Origin of the sequence: Dulcicalothrix desertica PCC 7102 (assembly GCF_003991905.1) — a bacterium.
Classification (GTDB): Bacteria; Cyanobacteriota; Cyanobacteriia; order Cyanobacteriales; family Nostocaceae; genus Dulcicalothrix; species Dulcicalothrix desertica.
The window spans coordinates 186,422-207,021 of record NZ_RSCL01000020.1; the positions used below are offsets into that span (position 1 = coordinate 186,422).

18 protein-coding genes and 2 pseudogenes are annotated in these 20,600 nt (G+C 39.7%); 5 read left to right on the forward strand and 15 right to left on the reverse strand.

From position 1 onward, the window contains the following. Positions 1-3 precede the first annotated feature (3 nt). The 6 genes from DSM106972_RS35195 to trmD form a co-directional block, all read right to left on the reverse strand. On the reverse strand, positions 4-1,809 hold the full coding sequence (locus tag DSM106972_RS35195; RefSeq protein WP_127085047.1) for an ABC transporter substrate-binding protein: 1,806 nt from the start codon (positions 1,807-1,809) through the stop codon (positions 4-6). A gap of 294 nt (positions 1,810-2,103) precedes the next feature. After that, entirely contained in the window at positions 2,104-3,909 is a 1,806-nt protein-coding gene (locus tag DSM106972_RS35200; RefSeq protein ID WP_127085048.1) for an ABC transporter substrate-binding protein, read from the reverse strand. 332 nt (positions 3,910-4,241) lie between these two features. Next, positions 4,242-4,847, reverse strand: coding sequence for a PIN domain-containing protein (locus tag DSM106972_RS35205; protein ID WP_127085049.1), 606 nt, complete (start codon positions 4,845-4,847; stop codon positions 4,242-4,244). Positions 4,848-4,856: 9 nt separating this feature from the next. Then, positions 4,857-5,351: a hypothetical protein gene (locus DSM106972_RS35210; RefSeq protein ID WP_233787748.1), complete on the reverse strand. Its 495-nt coding sequence runs from the start codon at positions 5,349-5,351 to the stop codon at positions 4,857-4,859. 194 nt (positions 5,352-5,545) lie between these two features. Beyond that, positions 5,546-6,028 (reverse strand): 2-C-methyl-D-erythritol 2,4-cyclodiphosphate synthase, encoded by a 483-nt coding sequence (gene ispF, locus DSM106972_RS35215; RefSeq protein WP_127085050.1) that lies wholly within the window; start codon positions 6,026-6,028, stop codon positions 5,546-5,548. A gap of 67 nt (positions 6,029-6,095) precedes the next feature. Further along, entirely contained in the window at positions 6,096-6,824 is a 729-nt protein-coding gene (trmD, locus tag DSM106972_RS35220) for a tRNA (guanosine(37)-N1)-methyltransferase TrmD (protein ID WP_127085051.1), read from the reverse strand. A gap of 505 nt (positions 6,825-7,329) precedes the next feature. Between trmD and DSM106972_RS35225 the strand changes: the two genes are divergently transcribed. After that, entirely contained in the window at positions 7,330-8,193 is an 864-nt protein-coding gene (locus DSM106972_RS35225; RefSeq protein WP_019494321.1) for a cyanophycinase, read from the forward strand. 172 nt (positions 8,194-8,365) lie between these two features. Beyond that, positions 8,366-11,068 carry a cyanophycin synthetase gene (gene cphA / locus DSM106972_RS35230; RefSeq protein ID WP_127085052.1) on the forward strand — a complete coding sequence of 901 codons (2,703 nt, stop codon included), beginning with the start codon at positions 8,366-8,368 and terminating at the stop codon, positions 11,066-11,068. Positions 11,069-11,135: 67 nt separating this feature from the next. Here cphA and DSM106972_RS35235 read toward each other — a convergent pair whose 3' ends face one another. Further along, a complete protein-coding gene (locus DSM106972_RS35235) occupies positions 11,136-11,321 on the reverse strand; it encodes a twin-arginine translocase TatA/TatE family subunit (RefSeq protein ID WP_127085053.1) in 186 nt (61 codons plus the stop codon). Positions 11,322-11,619: 298 nt separating this feature from the next. On the opposite strand from DSM106972_RS35235, the gene DSM106972_RS51705 reads away from it, so the two are divergent. Continuing rightward, entirely contained in the window at positions 11,620-11,757 is a 138-nt protein-coding gene (locus DSM106972_RS51705) for a hypothetical protein (protein ID WP_158632930.1), read from the forward strand. A 172-nt stretch (positions 11,758-11,929) separates the two neighbouring features. Here the strand turns inward: DSM106972_RS51705 and DSM106972_RS35240 are convergent. The 4 genes and pseudogenes from DSM106972_RS35240 to DSM106972_RS35255 form a co-directional block, all read right to left on the reverse strand. Further along, a pseudogene (locus DSM106972_RS35240) lies at positions 11,930-12,142 on the reverse strand (serine/threonine protein kinase); the annotation flags it as partial. Positions 12,143-12,305: 163 nt separating this feature from the next. Then, complete coding sequence (locus tag DSM106972_RS35245) at positions 12,306-13,721, reverse strand: serine/threonine protein kinase (RefSeq protein ID WP_127085083.1); 1,416 nt, start codon at positions 13,719-13,721, stop codon at positions 12,306-12,308. A gap of 218 nt (positions 13,722-13,939) precedes the next feature. Continuing rightward, positions 13,940-14,191 carry a hypothetical protein gene (locus DSM106972_RS35250; protein ID WP_233787747.1) on the reverse strand — a complete coding sequence of 84 codons (252 nt, stop codon included), beginning with the start codon at positions 14,189-14,191 and terminating at the stop codon, positions 13,940-13,942. Between the two features lie 8 nt (positions 14,192-14,199). After that, positions 14,200-14,469 carry a hypothetical protein gene (locus tag DSM106972_RS35255; RefSeq protein WP_127085054.1) on the reverse strand — a complete coding sequence of 90 codons (270 nt, stop codon included), beginning with the start codon at positions 14,467-14,469 and terminating at the stop codon, positions 14,200-14,202. 6 nt (positions 14,470-14,475) lie between these two features. On the opposite strand from DSM106972_RS35255, the gene DSM106972_RS35260 reads away from it, so the two are divergent. Next, positions 14,476-14,571, forward strand: coding sequence for a type II toxin-antitoxin system HicA family toxin (locus DSM106972_RS35260; RefSeq protein WP_127085084.1), 96 nt, complete (start codon positions 14,476-14,478; stop codon positions 14,569-14,571). 112 nt (positions 14,572-14,683) lie between these two features. Here DSM106972_RS35260 and DSM106972_RS35265 read toward each other — a convergent pair whose 3' ends face one another. Continuing rightward, positions 14,684-15,139: a hypothetical protein gene (locus tag DSM106972_RS35265; protein ID WP_127085055.1), complete on the reverse strand. Its 456-nt coding sequence runs from the start codon at positions 15,137-15,139 to the stop codon at positions 14,684-14,686. 150 nt (positions 15,140-15,289) lie between these two features. Here DSM106972_RS35265 and DSM106972_RS55960 point away from each other — a divergent pair. Further along, positions 15,290-15,890: pseudogene (locus DSM106972_RS55960) on the forward strand (hypothetical protein). 535 nt (positions 15,891-16,425) lie between these two features. Here DSM106972_RS55960 and DSM106972_RS35275 read toward each other — a convergent pair. From DSM106972_RS35275 to DSM106972_RS35285, 3 genes are read right to left on the reverse strand one after another with little or no spacing between them, the layout of a single operon-like run. Further along, positions 16,426-19,275 (reverse strand): CAAX protease, encoded by a 2,850-nt coding sequence (locus DSM106972_RS35275; RefSeq protein WP_127085056.1) that lies wholly within the window; start codon positions 19,273-19,275, stop codon positions 16,426-16,428. After that, positions 19,272-19,940, reverse strand: coding sequence for a hypothetical protein (locus DSM106972_RS35280; protein WP_127085057.1), 669 nt, complete (start codon positions 19,938-19,940; stop codon positions 19,272-19,274). The genes DSM106972_RS35275 and DSM106972_RS35280 overlap by 4 nt, the downstream gene beginning before the upstream one ends. Before the next feature lie 15 nt (positions 19,941-19,955). Continuing rightward, positions 19,956-20,516, reverse strand: a complete 561-nt coding sequence (locus DSM106972_RS35285) for a hypothetical protein (RefSeq protein ID WP_127085058.1) — start codon at positions 20,514-20,516, stop codon at positions 19,956-19,958. Positions 20,517-20,600 lie beyond the last annotated feature (84 nt).

Genomic DNA, 20,600 nt, shown 5'->3' on the forward strand with positions numbered 1-20,600 from the left:
TTATTATTCTTTAACTTTTAATTCATATTTATTCCATAGTGTCGCACCTTGGGCGCCAAGTGCAGAAAATTTGACGTTTTGAATACGGTTACGGATTGCTACCAAAGACAATGGAGTTACTAAGTAAATTTCAGGTAGATATTCCTGCGTTATTTGTTGAGTTTTACCGTAAATTTGCTTACGTTTATTGTCGTCTAATTCTTGTGCTGCTTCGATATACAGGCGCCCAATTTCTTTTTCCCAATCATTCACTTTTCTACCAATTAACTGTGACTGTCCTCGCTGTGGCTTTTGGTTGAATGAATGCGAGTTGCCATCTGGTATCCATTTATTGGCGCCATCGTTAGGCTCAAGCGAACCAGTAAAGCCAAGAAGGTAACATTCCCAATCAAGCCCATTATTTAGTTTATCAACAAGCGTATTAAAAGAAATAGGATTTGCGTCTACCTGTATACCAATTTTAGCTAAATCACCCTTGATTTGCGCTGCCATTGTCACACGGGTTTTATTTTCTACGTTTGTATTCAATGTAAAACGCACACGCAAACCATTCTCATCGACTAACTGATTTTTAGCATCATATTTAAATCCAGCATCTAAAAGTAATTTCTTTGCCAATTCTTGATTGTACTCGTAGACTTTTAAACCTTTTGCAGGTAATAAATAATACGGACTTTGAATATCAAGAGGTGAGTTATGTAATTCACCTAAACCCCGGAATACATTATTTAACATTGTTTCACGGTCAATAGCATGAGCAACCGCGCGTCTAAATGCTACATTATTAAACCAACGTGATTTTATTGGGTTAACTAGAGGTTGCCCATTTTGGCGTTTGCCAGTGTTCAAGTTAAAAGAAATAAAGGTCTTACTAAAAGTCGGGCCGCCATTATATATAGTAAAATCACCACGTTTTTCTTCGTTCTTGAGTAAAGAAAAGTTTTCTGGGGAAACAGTCAACGTATCCAAACCACCCGAACGGAATTGCAGTACTCCAGTATCAGTAGATTCAATAATTTCCCAAACAACTCGTTCAACATAAGGTAACCTGTTACCTTGAGTATCTTGGCGCCAATAATAAGGATTACGTTTAAATACTACCCGTTGACTAGGAATATATCTATCAATCAAATATGGCCCATTTACAATAATATCCTTTGGGTTAGTACCAGTACCCCATGTCGATAGAAATAATGTATTGCCATTTGTGTCTTTAGTTTTTGTCGTTTTTTCTAAAACATGTTTAGGCAAAATTCCCACACCATCAGGTGAACCAGTAGTGGAAAACAAAAACGGAGCAAACGGTTCAGGGAAAATAAACTCTACACTACGCTTATCAATTTGACGCACTTCGGGAAACGTGCGACTTTTACCAATTTTTAAAGTATCTTGCCAACTTGTAGGAATATCTGGATTAAAAACAATCTCTTTATAAGTAAAAACAACATCTTCTGCTGTTAAAGGATGACCATCTGACCACTTCAAATTATCCCGCAAAGTAAAAGTAACACGTTTATTATCCTCAGAGAACTGCCAAGACTCAGCTAACGCAGGCTCAATTTTCCTTGTTATCGCATTAATAGTAGTTAACCCTTCTGCTATGAACAAAAACACATTCGGAAATTCTTCGTTCAGAGCAAAATTAAAAGTTTTTGGGTCACTCAGCAAAGTCGTAGTCCACTGTGACTTATTACTTTTAGTCCTTAAATTACTAGGGTTACAACTAGTAATAGCAACGTGAAAAAAAACAAACAGCGTGCAAATCAACACAACTGTAACAAAACGTCGATAACTTCGTTGTAAGAACACTCGTGTGCTTCCTAAATCCTAAATAGTTATCTATTATACACACAAAAGACCTTACCATTATGAAATTATTTTGTTAAAAATATTACATAAGTATTCTAGAAGGCAAGTGAATCTAAGTGAATGCAGTTAGATTATTTGTGTTTATTAATAATGCTATCTAAAAGATTAATGTCCATATTTAAAAAATAATCCCCTATTTTGCTTGCTCTTGGTTTAATTATTAATTTATCTATAAATAACTAATTTTCTGTAGGGCGGGCAGGGATGCCCGCTCCACAAGAGAGAGAGAGATGTTTATTGAGGTTGTTTGACTTTGATGTCTTGGATATTCCAGAAGGAACCACCTGTTGCAGAATGACGAATTCCTATAAATTTGTCTCGTACAGCAGATAGTGAGTAGGGGTTAACTAAGTGAATTAAAGGTAGATATTCCTGTGCAAGTTGCTGTGACTCGGCATAAATTGCTTTACGTTTTGCCTCGTCAAATTCTTGTGCAGCTTTTACGTACAATTCACCAATTCTTGCTTCCCAAGGATAAACTACTCGTCCTTCTATTGGTTTTGCTCCTGCGCGTGGTTTTAAGTTAAACATATGCGAACCACCATCTGGAGTCCACAAGTTAGCGCTGGAGTTTGGCTCGAAACCGGCGCCAAAACCAAGCATTGCTGTGTCCCAATTAAGAGTATTATCAAGTCCATCTAAGAGCGCACTCCAAGCTACAGGAGTAAAATCAACAGTAATACCAATTTTTCCTAAATCTTGTTTAATTTGCGCTCCCATTGCTTCGCGGATTTTATTTCCTGCGTTTGTAAGCAGTGTAAACCTAACGCGGTTGCCTGACTCATCAAGTAACAGTCCGCGATTATCGTATTTAAAGCCAGCTTTGGTAAGTAACTGTCGCGCACGTTCAGGACTGTAGTTATATACTTTTAGTCCTTCTTGGGGAGATAAATAGTAAGGACTTTTTGCATAAAGTGGAGAATCTTGGGGTTCTCCCAATCCTCGATAGATATTATTTATCATTGTTTGTCTATCGATGCCGTATGCAACAGCTTGGCGAAATTCGACGGTATTAAACCAGCGTGACTTTATGGGGTCAACAAGCGGTACACCATTACGTTTAGCTTTGTTAAGGTTAAACATCATAAACGTTGTGCTTGCCGCAGGCCCACCATTGTAAATTTTAAAATTACCTTGGTCTTCTTGAGCTTTCAGCAGCGAGAAATAATCAGGTGTTACAACAACATTATCAAGTCCACCCGAACGAAACTGAATTAACCCAGTATCGGTTGATTCGACAATTTGCCAAATTACTCTTTCTATATATGGTTGTTGTTGACCTTTAGCATCTTTACGCCAGTAGTAAGGATTGCGGGTAAATATAATACGTTCACCCGTATTATATCTGGCAACCTTGTAAGGACCGTTAACAATAATTTGGTCTGGGGGAGTATCAACACCCCACTTCGAGAGAAATACTGGTTTTCCTTCAGAGTCTTTAGTTTGAATAAATGGACGAAGCGCATGTGCTGGTAAAAGCGGTAAACCTGTTACACCTAGAAACGGACTAAATGGTTCAGGTATACTAAACTCTACACGTCGTTCGTCTACTTTACGCACGGTAGGTAATAAACCTTTGGCGCCGACTCTAAGAATATCACGCGCGTCAGTAGGAATTGCTTCGTTGAGATAAATATCATTAAAGGTAAAAACGACATCATCAACCGTTAGGGGTTTCCCATCCGACCACTTCAACCCCTGACGCATCGTAAAAATAATTTTGAGTTTATCTTCGGAAATTTGCCAAGATTCAGCTAAATCAGGTTGTGTTTCACCTGTAAATGGGTCTTCAGTTACTAATCCTGCAAAAGTTAAACCAAATATATTAGGGAACTCGTTACTAAGCGCGTAGTTAAAAGTCTTAGGGTCACTAAGAATGCTTACAACAAGCTGATTTGTTTGTGCTGCACTGGTTTTCAGTCCTGCTGGGTTACAAGCATTCAGGGACAGGGTAACGAACACCCCAACTAACCCAATAAGCCAAATACGCTTTAATTTTAATATTTTGGTCAATATTCGGGTCAAAATAGCCATATTCATATATATAGGATTCCTATGCTGAAATCATATGAGTATATCTACTTAGTTAGTAAATTAATTCCGTAGATACACTGTTTGTGGCAATTATCATAGCAAATTTTTTGATTTCGACATTCAAGTGGAGGCGCCTTTCTTAGAGGATGTTTGAAAAGTCGGCTCAGGTATAAATTGTCCCAAGCGAGTGGAGTCTTACGGAACGTAATGCGGAGCATTTGCCGCAGGCTAGAATCTAGGGTTTTGAACATATACTGAGATGCTACCCTGCGGGAAAACTGCGTTAACGTTCGCGACTCATGACATTCACGGACACTTTTCAAACAACCTCTTACAGTTTAGGGATTTTGCGCTTGTAACCAACCTAAAAAATTTGTGGTTTTGCTAAAATATCTAATACCAGTATCTTGTAATAACTGTGCTACTTCGCGCTTACCAAACTCTTTAGAATTAAAGCTTAAAAATGCCTTTGTTATATCAGGATGTAAAAGCGCGTGGCGAATTATACATTCCAAAATTATTTTATCAATCAGGTGCTTATCTTCCAAAATTTTTCTATCTATACTTTCCTGAATTGCAGCAATTTCTAAGGGTATTTCTTCAGCTTTATTTGCTACAGCATCCAAGGTTAAATCAAAACGATTCTTAACGTCACTTATTCTCTCTTGAAAACTAATTTTCGATTGATCAAGACTCGATGCTGTAAGTTGAGCATTGATTGAAGTTATATCTCGCTTAGACTCACTAATTTGATTGTTTATTTTTTCAATAAAATCTTTATTGTGTTTCTGTTCATTTTGCCAAGTTGTATGAGCTTCTAAAAAACAAATACTAGGTATTACAATAGAAATAGATGCTGGTGTATTAAATAGTAAGTCTTGCGCTTCGACATCCTGTCCTTTCGCAATACCCATTATTAGATTAGTTTCAACGTATAGTATCACTTTCAATTCTTAATGATATGCCTTAGTCATTCCGCCTTCAATTAACTGCAAAAAACCGATTTCTTGCATTTCCTTTAAATACGGTGGTGTTTCTGAATTCCAATTATACCCTAAATCTCGTAGCCAAGACTCTATCAATCCGATAAAATAGCTATTATATAATTTTTTTTCTTTAAATTTAGGTTCGTAATGGCTAAGTACATCTGCTGTATTTAAAGTTAAAATAGGCTCAGACAAATTCTGACCATCCCAGCGTAAAAACTCAATATTATCTTTGTCGGCAAGCATCGCAAAAGGAATGATATTTTTAGTTGCAAATTTTAAGACATCAATTAAGTCTAAAAGTGCATATTTTCTGGTATCTGGATTTTTAAAGCTATGTGGTTCGCTTGTAACTTTGGCAATAAGTATAACATTTTCGTCTTTATCTAAAGCAATGAAGTCAGGAAGTTGTATATCTCTCAAGTTTGTTACTAACATTGCTAAATGTTCTTTTCCATCCATGAAAGACTCTGAGTAAGTTTCTTTTCGCATCCAGTCGTACATAATCTTTAACTACTTTAATTTGTGTCAGTTGGACAATTAACTTATATGTTAGATTAAATCATTGCTGTTGTGGAATATAAGATTTTTGTGGGGATGGCGGGCAAGGATGCCCGCTCCACAAGTCCACAAGATACTTATTAACAAGATGCTTATTAACCTGCTGCTTGTAATAGAACTACTGCGTAGGCACAAATTCCTTCTTCGCGTCCAACTGGCCCTAGTTTTTCATTTGTAGTAGCTTTAATGCCTATTTGTGTTGGTTCTAGTTGCAAGACTCCTGCTATTTTGTCGCGCATTTTTTCGATGTGAGGTTTTAGTTTTGGACGTTCTGCGACTACTACTGAGTCGATGTTGCCAATTTTCCAACCTTTATCTACTATTAATTGGTTTACTTGGCTTAACAAAACTAAACTATCGGCACCTGCCCATTTTTGATCTGTTGGTGGAAAATAATGTCCAATGTCACCCAAAGATAAGGCGCCTAACATCGCGTCCATTATTGCATGAGTTAGTACATCAGCATCACTATGTCCAAGTAAACCGAGTTCATGGTTAATTTCAACGCCACCGAGTATAAGACGGCGCCCAGTAGTTAAGCGATGGATATCGTAGCCGTTACCAATACGTATTGTCATTGTTGGTTATTGTAGGGGCGGGTTAACGAGACTAGAGTCAATTTTTAGGATATCTGTAAACCCGCCCTTACTCATTGTTTTGTTTGTCAACCCGCCCACATTCGTTGTTTTGTTGTTCTTCCCAAGCCTTGAGCAAGTCGGGGCGCCGTATTTTTGTGCGTTCGATTTGTTGAGATAGGCGCCATTTGGCAATTTCTTTATGATTGCCGCTAAGGAGGACATTGGGGACTTTCCAACCACGAAAGTTGGCGGGGCGAGTATATTGGGGGTAGTCGAGGAGATTTTCCTCAAAACTTTCGTATTTAATAGACTCGACTTTGGCAACGGTGCCAGGAAGCAAGCGGGTGACACCGTTGATTAATGCCATTGCAGGAATTTCACCACCGGTTAAAATAAAATCTCCAAGGGAAATTTCACGGGTAACAATTTGTTGTACTCGCTCATCAATACCCTCGTAATGTCCGCATATGACTATTAGCTGGTCATAGTTAATTGCTAGCTCTCGTAACAAAGGTTGATTGATAGTTTGTCCTTGAGGACTCATCAATATGACCTCTCTTCGCGGTAGAATTGGCAGCGACTCAACGGCGGCAAAAATGGGTTCGGGCTTCATGAGCATCCCGACACCACCACCGTAAGGTTCGTCATCGACTTTACGATGCTTGTCGTTAGTAAAGTCGCGTGGGTTAACCAAATTGACTTGGGCAATCTGTTTGGCTAAGGCTTTACCCAACAGTCCTGAGTTGAGAACTGAGGTAAAACAGTCTGGAAACAGCGTAACTATATCAAAGCGCACAGTAATTCGTATTCGAGGACACTATTGTTAAGTTTGAATGTCGATTGCAGAGCGAGCTTTCTATGTTGTGTAGAATACATCAATTTGTATGTCGCGAGTTTGAAAGTACTGTAAATAGTACGTCAGATAGCACAAAAATTTTTCTAATTACTTAATTTATGTTTAAATATTGTCACATCTAGATTTAAATTAATAGATTAACTGGGTTAACAACTTCATGACAATGCATAAAGCTACTTAAAGAACGCTCCGTGTGTCAAGACCTGCTTTTATAGAGCAGTTTTCCGAATAACGGGCTGTTCGACTGGTGAATCAACACCCAATATAGATAGCAATACGGGACATGTAGGGGACATGCTGCTTTTAGATCGCAGAGGGTATCGAATGGTAGTTGCCTCAATTTGATAAGAGCCAGTAATGTCCTTTAAGGAAACGGGAGCAAAATCATTAGATAAAGCTTGCGTACTTGTTTTATTCACCTGAAGTTGTTGACAGGAGATACACAATGCGGCAATTAAAAGCTAAATGGCTGGAAATGACGACACCCCAAGCAACTAAAACCGCCGTTCTCGTGATTGGAGGCGCCGAAGATAAGGTTCATGGACGCGAAATACTGCGAACTTTCGTAGCCCGTTCTGGTGAATCCGATGGTTATATTACTATTATTCCATCAGCATCGCGAGAACCCGGTATTATCAGTGGACGCTATGTCCGTATTTTTGAAGAAATGGGCGCCTCGAAAATTGAGGTTTTGGACATTCGCGAACGCGAGCAGTGTGAAGACCGTAATTTTAAAGAGTCCCTAGAAAACTGTACAGGGGTTTTTTTGACTGGAGGCGACCAGTTACGGCTATGCGGCGTTCTCTCAGATACTTCAGCGATGGATATTATTCGGCGCCGGGTACGTTCTGGGGAATTAACGCTAGCGGGCACGAGCGCTGGGGCAGCAGTGATGGGTCATCACATGATTGCCGGCGGGGGTAGCGGTGAGTCTCCCAACCGTTCGTTAGTTGATATGGCCACTGGTTTGGGCTTAATTCCCGAAGTGATAGTTGACCAACATTTCCACAATCGTAATAGAATGGTACGTTTGGTAAGTGCCATTGCGTCGCACCCTGACCGTATTGGCATTGGTATTGATGAAGACACATGCGCGATGTTTGAGCGCGACGGTTGGCTACAAGTCCTAGGTAAAGGCAGCGTTACCATCGTTGACCCTACCGAAGTCACCCACACTAACGAACCTTACGTTGGCGCCACCGAACCGTTAACGATTCATAACATGCGGATGCATATTCTCAGCCACGGTGATAAATATCACCTCTACCAACGCACTGCCTTACCCGCCAACTACCGAATTTCCAGCTGACGGAATAGTGTGTCAGAGGTTACACTGAGTTGACCGCTCCAGCATCGACGTTGCACGAGAAAAAGTGAGAATAATACGATGTAAGAAGAAAAAACTGTTTCAATTGAACAGTGAAGCGGTCATTCGAGTAAGAAACTAGAAATTGACTCCGAATCTCCATCTACCTATTCCCATGAGAATCCTCAAAATCCAGACCTTACGCGGTCCCAACTATTGGAGCATTCGACGCCACAAGTTGATTGTCATGCGCCTCGATTTAGAGAACCTCGCCGAGACGCCCTCGAATGAAATCCCCGGTTTTTACGAAGGATTAGTTGAGGCGCTGCCAAGTCTGGAGAGTCACCATTGTTCTCCTGGCTGTCGTGGTGGCTTCTTGATGCGAGTCAAAGAAGGCACAATGATGGGTCACATCATTGAACATGTTGCCTTAGAACTGCAAGAGCTAGCTTCGATGCCTGCTGCCTTTGGACGTACACGCGAAACTGCTACACCAGGAGTCTACCAGGTTGTTTTCGAGTATGAAAACGAGGAAGCAGGGCGCTACGCTGGCAGAGCAGCAGTAAGACTGTGCCAAAGCATCGCTGACCGAGGACGGTATCCAAAAGCCGAACTTGAGCAAGATTTGCAAGATTTGCGTGACTTTGCCAAGGAAGGAGCGCTTGGACCTTCAACCGAAGCCATTGTTAAGGAAGCTGAGAAAAAAGGTATCCCCTGGATGACTCTCGGCGCCCGTTTCTTAATTCAATTAGGCTATGGCGCTGCTTCTAAACGCATTCAAGCTACCATGACCAACAATACAGGTATTTTGGGAGTGGAGCTAGCGTGCGACAAAGAAGCAACCAAACGCATTTTGGCATCGTCAGGAATTCCCGTTCCCAAAGGCACAGTCATCAATTTCCTTGATGATTTACAAGAAGCTATTGAGTTTGTTGGTGGCTATCCAATTGTGATTAAACCATTAGATGGCAACCACGGACGCGGTATTACAATTGATATTCGTAGTTGGGATGAAGCTGAAAGCGCATATGATGCCGCACGTCAAGTATCTCGTGCGGTAATTGTTGAAAAATATTACGTCGGACGTGACCACCGCGTATTAGTCGTGGACGGCAAAGTTGTAGCGGTGGCAGAACGTGTACCCGCACACGTTGTAGGTGATGGCAAATCTACAATTTCCGAACTAATTGAAGAAACCAACAATGACCCAAATCGTGGTGAGGGACACGACAAAGTACTTACAAAAATAGAATTAGACCGGACTAGCTATCAATTGCTAGAACGCCAAGGTCTTACTTTAAATAGTGTTCTACCTAAAGATAGAATTTGTTATTTACGTGCAACTGCCAATTTAAGTACTGGTGGTATAGCAGTTGACCGAACCGACGAAATTCACCCTGAGAATATTTGGTTAGCGCAGCGCGTCGTTCGAGTCATTGGCTTGGACATTGCTGGTATGGATGTTGTTACTTCCGATATCAGTCGTCCTTTACGCGAAACCGATGGTGTGATTGTCGAGGTTAACGCTGCTCCTGGTTTTCGGATGCACATCGCTCCTTCGCACGGTACACCCCGTAACGTCGCAGGCGCCGTGGTTGATATGCTGTTCAAAAATGAACAAGCAAGTCGCGTCCCTATTCTCAGCGTCACTGGTACAAATGGGAAAACTACTACCACCCGCTTGTTAGCGCACATCTTCCGTCAAACAAGTAAAGTAGTAGGATATACCACAACAGACGGAACTTATATCGGAGATTATTTAGTAGAAGCAGGCGATAATACTGGACCCCAAAGCGCCCAACTAATTCTACAAGACCCAACAGTAGAGGTTGCAGTCTTAGAAACAGCGCGTGGAGGTATCCTTCGTTCTGGTTTAGCGTTTGAAGCTTCTAATGTAGGAGTAGTATTAAATGTTGCCGCAGACCACTTAGGATTAGGCGATATTGATACTATTGACCAGTTGGGGCATCTTAAAAGCGTAGTGGCAGAAGCTGTATATCCAGATGGTTATGCAGTCCTTAACGCCGATGACCCACGAGTAGCGGCAATGGCAGAAAAAACCAAAGCGAACATTGCTTACTTCACAATGAAATCGGACTCACAGCTTGTACGTGACCATATCCAGAAGGGTGGAGTCGCGGCACTGTATGAGAACGGTTACATATCGATATTAAAAGGTGACTGGACACACCGAATAGAGAAAGTAGAAAATATTCCTCTGACAATGGGTGGACGGGCGCCGTTTATGATCGCGAATGCGTTAGCAGCATCGTTAGCGGCATTTGTACAAAACGTTAATATCGAACAAATTCGAGCCGGGTTAACAACGTTCCGTGCATCGGTGAGTCAAACACCAGGACGGATGAACTTGTTCAACTTGGGTAACTACCACGCACTCATAGACTACGCTCACAACCCCCACAGCTACGAAGCACTAGGGTCATTTGTTCGTAACTGGACAACAGGACAACGAATAGGTGTAGTTGGAGGGCCTGGAGATAGACGCGACGAAGATTTTGTCATGCTTGGTAAACTTGCCGCTGACATTTTCGACCGAGTAATTATCAAAGAAGACGACGACACACGCGGGCGCCAACGTGGTTCAGCCGCTGAGTTAATCTTGAAAGGTATCAAACAAGTTAAACCAAACTTTACTTACGAAACCATACTGGATGAAACTCAAGCAATTAACAAAGCACTTGAAGGGGCGCCAGACAACAGCTTAGTCGTGATATTACCCGAAAGCGTCAATCGCGCAATTCAACTAATTAAAGCGCGCGGAGTTGTCAAAGAGGAAACACAACAAACTCAACCAACAACCGTTAGTGACTCCTCACAAGTAGGCGCCTCCGGAACCACAGTAGTAAATCGATTGTAGGGGAATCTCGTTGTAAGCGCTTCAGCGCTTTCCCCTTAAGTACTTAAGTACTTACAACGAGCATTTTCTACTTCTTCTCATCAATATCATCATCCTGAGTCGGCACCTCCGAATTCGGATTATTCAACTCATCCTTAAACCCCCGTAGAGTTTTACCAAGCGCACTACCCAACTCAGGAATTTTTTTCGGTCCAAATACCAATAGTGCAACTACACCAATAACCGCCATTTCCGTCCATCCCAATCCAAACATAAGTACCACCTCTAAAAAATCTTCCTTAAATTACTATAATTGATCCCTCCAACCCCCCGAAGTCGCGGGAGGCTATAAATTTTCTTATTTTTCTTGTGGAACTTCTTGTAAAAATTCTTGTGGAATGGGCATCCTTGCCCGTTCAGTCTCCCTTGTGCATTGGATATAATATATTTTTTACCACAGAGACACAGAGTACACAGAGTACACAGAGCTTAGAGGTTGTTTGAAAAGTGTCTGTGAATGTCATGAGTCGCGAACGTTAACGCAGTTTTCCCGCAGGGTAGCATCTCAGTATATGTCCAAAACCCTAGATTCTAGCCTGCGGCAAATGCTCCGCATTACGTTCCGTAAGACTCCACTCGCTTGGGACAATTTATACCTTAGCCGACTTTTCAAACATCCTCTTATAGAGGCGCCAACAAGCCAAAATTAATGACGTAGGTTGGGTGTCCGATTGGAACCTAACATTCTGCCTTAAAATTAAGGCATTAGTTATGCATTAAAAACTAATTTTTTTTATAAACTAAATATAGAAAGTTTGCTTTTATAACATTAATGAATAATTATTTTATTCTTTATATATTGGTCTGTTAAGAGCAGAATTAAGGTATTGCTGGATGATTAAGTGACTTTAAAGTTTCGGCTTCACGTTCAAACAGTTTTAAATCGTCCCACTCAAAGTCATTGCTAAAATTAAGTAGTTTGATTACAACTGGTTGATTTGATTGTAAATCTAGTGCTAATAAAGTTCGGCGCCCTGCTTTTTTACCGAGTAGTTGTTCAACCTGGTAGCGTTCCCCTAAAATCTCACCTTTCATATACAGTTTTTGCTATACGCTTTTTCATGGTTATAGCTACAAGATGCTGGTATTCGCAAGATGCACGCGCTAATCACATGGAAACTTAAAATATAGTTTATGTAAGAAAAACATTGGAAACTAATATTTTATATAATATAAATCCAGAAAATATACTTTTACACTATTTATCATTATTTTCTTCTTTATAAATTGGTCTATCAAGAGCAGAACTAAGCAAATTAGCTAACCAAGTTATTTCAGCTTCGCTTAAATGGTTTGCGCGGCTAATTAAAAATTTATGAAACCCTACATAAATTGATATTTCTTGAATATTTTTAGAATGTTTAGTTAGTGTTATATTACTTATATATTGTCGTGAAACTGTGTTATTTAAGTTAAATACTGTTGATTCATTACCATAATTGGTTGTAATAAATGTTGAATTTATCAATATTCTTTTCTGCTCTACTAACTTATGAAATGGTAAAAAAACTAAGTAACCTAGTGGTAATAATATCGCTGAGTACATTAAGCTAAAACCAATAATTCTGAAAAAAGCAATTGCATTTATTCCTATAAATATGCTGTACAATATTATAAAAAATGAAAATACTACTAAAGTTGGAGTACAAAAAGCAAGAAGTTTGGCTATCAATTTCATAAATTTATTTTTGATGATTACAGGAGGGGGAATAATAATTTCTAAAAATTCTTTTTGATTTTTAACAATGATACTGCTACCTTTTAACGGTAAAAAAGAGCTTGTTTCAAAAGCCTTATAATCGTAAAGCTTATTATCTAATAATATTTCTAGTGTATCGCTTGCAGAACTGTAGCGCTGATTTAAACTCGGAAGAGTCATCAGCTTTAACCACTCAACAAATTCCTTACTCACTTTAGCTTGATCTTCAAATTCAATCTTTAAATCAACTTGTGGTAAATCAGCAGGATGACTACCTGTTACTAGGTAAATTAACGTGGCGCCTAAACTATAAATATCAGAAGCTGGTACCGCGCGTCCACCGAATTGTTCTGGCGCCATATACCCATAAGTTCCAACAACAGTCATAGTTCCACCTTCTTTTGCTGCGACTGTTTGCACCGAACCAAAGTCTACTAAATAAACTTTTCCAACCGAGTTACCCGACCTGTCGCTTAACAAAATATTGCTGGGTTTAATATCACGGTGTATTACAGGTGGGTTTTGCGAATGTAGGTATATTAGTATCTCTAAAAGTGAAGAAGCAATTTCTTTGACTTCGCTTTCTGTAAAAGTACGTCCAGCTTTTAAATATTGTTCTAAAGTTTTGGCTTCAATATAGTTTTGTACAAGCGCAAAACCTTTTACTGTGTCTAAACTCACTTCAAAGTAATCTAGATAACGTGGTATTGCTGGATGATTAAGTGACTTTAAAGTTTCGGCTTCACGTTCAAACAGTTTTAAGTCGTCCCACTCAAAGTCATTGCTGAAAGTGAGTAGTTTGATTACAACTGGTTGATTTGATTGTAAATCTTGTGCTAAAAAAGTTCGGCGCCCTGCTTTTTTGCCGAGCAGTTGTTCAACTTGGTAGCGTTCCCCTAAAATCTCACCTTTCATATACCGTGTTATATCAAGCTTTTTCACGGTTATAGCTACAAGGTACAGGTATTTGCAAGAAGCGCGCCTTTATTACACAGAAACTTTAAAATACATAATTAAGGTCTTGGTACTATACTGGGGTGTTTTCCTGCGTAATAAACAATTACTTTTAATTGTTCTTCATTTGGGATGTAATATACCCTGTCTCCTCCTGTTAATTCATATTCCCAGGCGCCTTATGGTTTTCCTTTTAGAGGGAAAACACGACCTTGTAGCCTAGTAATTGGTGTAGTACTTAAGAACTCATAACAGCGGTAGCAGTTTTCTGGATAACGAGTTAACAAAGTTTCCCAATTACGATTAATCTTGCGATTCTTAGCAACTACAAGCCAAGTTTGTTCTGTATCAAATAAACCAGGCGTAGTTAGTTTTACTTCTGGAGATTCTATATTTTCTAATATTGAATCATCAGAGATATTTTCTGACATATAAAAACCTAAGCTGCACCCTCAATAATTGGTTTAGTTAACGGTACTTCATCTGATTCAGCATTAAAAGCTGCTGCGATTTCAGGACTAGAAATAGCAAGTGCGCTTTCATGCCATTCATGGATAATTGCTTGAAGTTCTGTCCATGCCTCATTTGACATGCTAGTTGAGTGATAAGCATCGTTAATTTCTGCGACAAAATCTTGAAGAGCCTCAGAATCAAACACCCCAAGCCAGCCACACGGATGCTCTGCACTTATTTTTTCTTGAAGTAGCAAAGAGCTATTTTATCTATTCCTGTTCATAGTAATCGAGATTTACCAATAGGTACTTTGAAAAGTATTATGAATGATGCAGGGCTGACGGAAGAAGATTTATAATTTTATAAGTATTTAATTAGTTATAGCTAAATAACGTGGAGTCGTCAGTTTGATTCCGGCGCCTCCACGTACATAATAGTTTGTGTAAATTTAATCACTTACACGCTCGATTTTATTCTTGTGTTTCTTCGCTTGGTTCTGACTCGGTTTGTTCCGCTTCTGGTTCAGGTTCAGCTTTCGCAACAGGTCTAACTGGTTTGGGACCGCGCGCTAATGCTGGATTAGCTGGTGGTCTCGAATCATCACCGAAGGAACCTTTTTTACCTTTGCCGGAGCGTTTATCTTTACGGTCGTTTCTGTCATTACGGTCGTTACGGTCATCACGGTCGTTACGCTTTGAACCTAAGCGGATTGAATCACGAGAGTCTTCAACATCTGAATCTTGGGAATCTTTGTCAGTTCTCTTTTTAAGTACAGGTAAAGGAACAGGTGAAGACTGAGGTTGTGATTCTAATTGCGGTTCTGCTTGTGCTTCTGTTTGTGGTTCTGCTTGCGGTTCTGCTTGTGGTTCCGATTGAGTTTCAGCAATCGCCTGACGTTCAGATTTCTTGATTGGACGTTCTACCATTGTTAATTTATATTAAGGTAATTGTATGATACCGCGCTTTGGTGATATGTAAAGTCGCAGTATCACTTCAAGTTGAAACGGTATATAACGAGTTTACTAGGAGTAGAGTAAAACAACATGCGGTTTTCATACTCCTTTGGAGGTTTTACAATGGCATACAACGAATTTACTTGGGGTAAAGCTAGGCAAGATTTTGGGTTAACGGCAATTGAAGGAACGCGCTTTTTCGGTGAAATTGAACCAGTGGCGCCGAGTGAAATGTTTACGGATGTTACTCGCACGCAGTTTACCTTGGGCAACCGCAACAGGAAATGAGAAATCGTTTATGAAGGTATTATTAATCCGATTTTGTTAGAAGTACGCGATATATTAGAGCGACAAATTAGCGTGTTTTCGGGTGAGAAGTTTGATGTTGACGCAAGCGTTGGGCTGGACGGTTTCTGTGATTTCTTGATTAAAATCATCTGAACAAATTGAAGTTGAGGCGCCTGTCGTTGTAGTTGTAGAAGCAAAACAAGAAAATATAAAATCTGGGTTGGGACAATGTGCGGCAACAATGGTAGCTGCTCAAAGGTTTAATCAAAATAAACAGCTATCTGTTAAAGCTATTTACGGCAGCGTTAGTACTGGGACGCAATGGCGGTTTTTGAAACTTGAGGGAAATATTTTAACTTTAGATTTAATGGATTATCCAATTCCACCTGTAGAGCAAATTTTGGGCTTTTTGGTTTGGATAATGAAGCAAAATTAATTACATGGGATACTTAACGGCGCCTAATTTCCTAGAGGATAAGTTAGATATTGATATATCCTCTAGGAAAAAGACCCAACGGCGCCCAATACTGCTCGGTTAACGTATTCAAAGACGTGACATGTCACGTCTCTACAGGGCTTTTACGTTTCGCAATTGTCTTAACCGAGCAGTATTGCAACGGCGCCAAAATTTCTAGGTAAAAACTAATATATATGTTCATTCCCTAAAAAAATAGCCAACGGCGCCTAATTTCCTAGAGGATAAGTTGGATATAGATATATCCTCTAGGAAAAAGACCCAACGGCACCAAAATTTCTAGGTAAAAACTAATATATATGTTCATTCCCTAGAAAAATAGCTAATGGCGCCCAATTTCCTAGAGGATAAGTTGGATATTGATATATCCTCTAGGAAAATGTGGATGGGTACTTCTTATTTTCTCTCCTCTGTGGTAAAAAACTATGTAACTGTACAGGCTTTTCATGCTGTGCTACTCAGCACTCAGCACTCAGCACTCAGCACTTTTAACTAATTAAAATGTGATAGGCGCCACTGGTTCGATGTCTGGGTTAAAGCCTCCTATTTGGTTGGTTCGCAGTACCCATGCGGTGGCGCCAAGTTTGAGAAATGTTTCTAAGACGGTATCGTTAGCTACACGAGGGAGTATGGCACGCCAAGATAGTAAGCCAGTAACTAGGTTTTTAATGGGGTCGTCTTCTAAGCTGCTTCCTAAACTTTTGCCTGGTTGTTGCCAGTCTACACGCGCACCAAAAGGAAGAATTTGACGTTTTAATTTTTTACCTAGTTCTTCAAGTTGGGTTAAATTATCTGCTTGGTCGGGATGTTGTTCTATCCATTCGTCAATGAGAGAATTAGAACGGATGACTTGAGTTATTTGTTTGAGTGCTGCATATAAAGCTTGGTTGGAGTCTTGAGAACAGTTGTTTGCGGCGCCTACATAGGTACCTCCTGTTCCGTCACCGATACGATAGCGTGCTGCCATAATTTCGAGTTGGCGAATCATTTGGTCTAAAGGTGAATATACTGTACCTTCGGTGGTTTCAAAGTATCCCGTGAAGGGTTCAAATTTAATTAAAGTATCACATACGGGACGTATCCCTGCCCAACCATATTGACGGTCACCTAAAAATCGTGACCAGTGTAATGTTCCTGCTGTTAACCCATCTATATTTTGGGTGTATATTTGATGGTACACAATATCAAATCGTAGTTCGTCTGTTAATGGTTCGCGTACTACTGTTGCTACACCATAAGCGAAGTGTCCAAAGTATACAGGCCCTTTTGCTGCTGCCTCAGTTTTTCTACCGCCAATCCCACCGTAGTTATGTAGTAGCAGCGCGCGTTCTCCTTCTCGCCAAGTTTGTTCGCTCTGTATATTTGAGTCGTCATAACAAAGTAAAGCTGAACTTATTTTACCTTTTTGCAGAGCTAAATTATCCCAAGATTCTTTTTTAATATAGTGTTTTACTTCAGATTTCCCGATGATTTTATGTTCTGGTTTCAATTGAAAAAGCGCGCGGGGAGCAATTGAACGCACTACAAATCGTTTAGACTCATTTTGGGCGCCATATATATACCACCCGGTTTGATTAATCGGTGAAGAGTCAATATCTTGGTTTGTAAATGGTTGTACACCATCAACATTCGCTACTACAGAAGGCATTGATACAAATTCTTCGGCACCATCAAATTGTTTAGAATCACGGTTGTAATGTATTACCCGGAATAAATCATTCCCTATTGGCTCAATAAATTGTACTAATGCGTAATATAAGCCTGTTATTTGTATTGGTTCACGTTTGATACAAAGATAATCTTTATCACCTATCTCCATTAACATTGGGTCATCTAACATTACCATGATGTCATCATAAGGATGGGCGCCTGCTAATGATTCGAGGGGGTTTACTAGGCGCCAGTGATTAACACGGGTAGGAAGAATTAAGCCTTGCTCGCTACTATACTCTGCTTCAGCGTTGAAATGCACATCTTTTGTTACTGAGCGGATATCTTTTTGTAACTCTGGAATATCTGAAAAGCGTAATTGCACGACTTTTCCAAGTAAATACTCATAACCTTTTGCAGTATGATGCACCTCAAATAAGACTTCTTTAATAACACTACGCTGATTTTTTGGTGGCAAAATTAGGCGCCCCATCCAAGCAGCGATAGGTTGATACTCTTGAGGTAAAGATTGCTTATTCGGGTAAAAATCTGGATGGTTAAATGTAGCTTCCCAATATTTTTCGTAGTTGCTTTGACGACGTGGAGGAGCAAGTTCTTTTAAATAAACTGTATCTTGTAAAATTCCAGATACCCAATCAATCGTTTGCTGTAAATAAGTGCGACCATCGGGTAAAAGTTTATTTGGATCCATCACTCCCCCAGGTTGTTGATGACCAACTTTACCCAAAGAAATTAAGCTAACTTTACCGCGTCGCTTTGCACGGTTCCAATAAGACAGAAAAAATAACTTCCAACGTTTAGGAAAAGCAATGGCGCCTAACCTTTCCAATGGGTCTTTTTTTCCAGCTAGATGATAAACATGTTGAATTTTAAGAATATTATTATTACCACTGAACACTCCCCCTAGAGAGATAATATCAATTGGTGGTGAAAAAAGTACATCATCAAGATAGGGAGCAGCAGCCATTGATATTTGTCCCCCACCGCTAAATCCAATTAAGGTGATGGGAACATTACTACCTGCCTGATAACCATGTTTTATTAAACTGTTATATATTACTTGTGCGGTTCCTCGATTGTAAATGGCGCCATATCTTTGGTCAGCAGAAACCCACACTACTAATGCATTGCGTATATTAATGATGGCGCCAAGAATATTCGCAGGATTTTTGATACGTAGTTTATCAGCAAATCGCCAAAACCAAGATAATGGGTAATCTTCAGTTAAAGAACGATTTAATACCGAATATGGCATTACTCCCCGTATTAAATGAAAACTTTCGGGTAATGCTGCCGTTAAATCCCTGAGAAATCGCTCTACATCAGGTAAATATTCGTACTTTGCTTGTCCAACTCCGTCTAAGTAAATAATATAATGAGATACTTTATGTAGTGGCGCCTCAGTTTGCGTTTCAACTTCAGAGTAAATACTTGTATCAACGGTATCACCAAACCATCCAGCCCACCAACCGAGTGCTTCTATAGGCGCCAACATTGCCGCCAAAATCAAAGCAATAAAACCAATAATACCTAGATTAACTGTAATTTTAAATGTACGTGTTAATGCTGCATAAGTACCATTTATAACAGGTTGAAACTGAAATAAAGCTAATACACCAAGCAATGCTACCAGAGCTATGACAGAAAATTTGATAACTTGCTTTCTACTACTCATCTTCGTCTCCTGCGGTGCGTGCGCTTATTTCCAAAACCTGTTTGCAAAGTTTCTTCTAATTGTCGCAAATCAGTGACAAGATAAGTTCCTGCCGCAGTATTAGATAACCACTTTCCAAAACCTGCTACTGGTCTACCAATACTACGCTGTGCCACCTGAAGTACAAACCAACCAATAATACCGCACCAGAAGACTTGCCACAAAGTTAAATCAGCGGTAATTGAAAATCCTCGCACAAATGCTAGCAAGTTCCACAGCGATAGCAAAATTTGAACTGGAATCCCCAAATACGGTAACGCAATGAAGAACGAAAGCAATAACGGCGCCGTTGCTAGTCCCAAAGTGCGATACACTACACCAAACTGAACATCTGCTCTAAATAGTAAATTACTAACACCCCAAATGCTCAAAACCCAAAATAAATAACTAAAAGCAAATAACAATGCTGAAATAAGTAAACATAAAACAAAACGTAACCTACTAACTCGATTTACAAATAATACAATTGCTTGAGCTAGCGCATTAGAAAGACCCACCAACAACAGCAAAATAAAAATTGACCTATTACCTTGAGGAAAACCTTCCATCATCCTAAATGCTTCTGGGTTCAGCGTTATTGCTGCTATTACCACTTCCCAGAATTTATTTAGTAATTGAGTACTCATAGTGAAGGCGCCTACCTACCTTGGTTCTAATTTTACAAACATAAATGGTGTATCAGGTGTTACTGAAAACGCATCGAACGAATAGTTACTCCAGATTTTTTGTTTTTCGTTGAAACCACCCAAAACCCCATTCACATAAACGTTCTCAGTGCGTTCTTTTCCATATTGGCGTACAATGCGCTGCTGTGCAACTGGAATCATAAAGTTGTTTCCACTGCCTGCATTGGATAATTCATTTCTGGGAATGACTCCTATTTTTATTGCCGCTCCTTTGCGCGCGTTCAATGCTGTATTAATTGCATTAAGTGCGCGTTCTGCTGTTTGCTGATTTTCCCAAAATGCTGTTGTAGTTGGATTCTTAAAAATTTCACCAAACGTCCCGTAGATAAATTTTGCATTGTAGCGTCGGTTATCAATAGTTAAATTATTGATTGCTATTATATTTCCTCTTTTGTCTTTAACTAAATTGAAATTTACGTTTCTTTGCGTGGATGTTTGGGCAGGTGTTGAAATTATTGCGCTAGGGTAAAATAATGTTAAGGCGCCTGCTATTAAAAGTGAAAAAGCAATTTTCATATCTATTCAATCTTTAAATTTATACTTAGCTTATATTACTACTCCGTAATAAACGCTGTGACATAAAATCCGATTTGATGATTT

Bases quoted from the DNA above. Each gene is read 5' to 3' on its own strand.
- DSM106972_RS35200 (WP_127085048.1), bottom strand. From the start codon at position 3,909: ATGAATATGGCTATTTTGACCCGAATATTGACCAAAATATTAAAATTA.
- DSM106972_RS35210 (WP_233787748.1), bottom strand. From the start codon at position 5,351: ATGGATGGAAAAGAACATTTAGCAATGTTAGTAACAAACTTGAGAGAT.
- ispF (WP_127085050.1), bottom strand. From the start codon at position 6,028: ATGACAATACGTATTGGTAACGGCTACGATATCCATCGCTTAACTACT.
- DSM106972_RS35225 (WP_019494321.1), top strand. From the start codon at position 7,330: ATGCGGCAATTAAAAGCTAAATGGCTGGAAATGACGACACCCCAAGCA.
- cphA (WP_127085052.1), top strand. From the start codon at position 8,366: ATGAGAATCCTCAAAATCCAGACCTTACGCGGTCCCAACTATTGGAGC.
- DSM106972_RS35235 (WP_127085053.1), bottom strand. From the start codon at position 11,321: ATGTTTGGATTGGGATGGACGGAAATGGCGGTTATTGGTGTAGTTGCA.
- DSM106972_RS51705 (WP_158632930.1), top strand. From the start codon at position 11,620: ATGTCCAAAACCCTAGATTCTAGCCTGCGGCAAATGCTCCGCATTACG.
- DSM106972_RS35245 (WP_127085083.1), bottom strand. From the start codon at position 13,721: ATGAAAGGTGAGATTTTAGGGGAACGCTACCAAGTTGAACAACTGCTC.
- DSM106972_RS35250 (WP_233787747.1), bottom strand. From the start codon at position 14,191: ATGTCAGAAAATATCTCTGATGATTCAATATTAGAAAATATAGAATCT.
- DSM106972_RS35265 (WP_127085055.1), bottom strand. From the start codon at position 15,139: ATGGTAGAACGTCCAATCAAGAAATCTGAACGTCAGGCGATTGCTGAA.
- DSM106972_RS35275 (WP_127085056.1), bottom strand. From the start codon at position 19,275: ATGAGTAGTAGAAAGCAAGTTATCAAATTTTCTGTCATAGCTCTGGTA.
- DSM106972_RS35280 (WP_127085057.1), bottom strand. From the start codon at position 19,940: ATGAGTACTCAATTACTAAATAAATTCTGGGAAGTGGTAATAGCAGCA.
- DSM106972_RS35285 (WP_127085058.1), bottom strand. From the start codon at position 20,516: ATGAAAATTGCTTTTTCACTTTTAATAGCAGGCGCCTTAACATTATTT.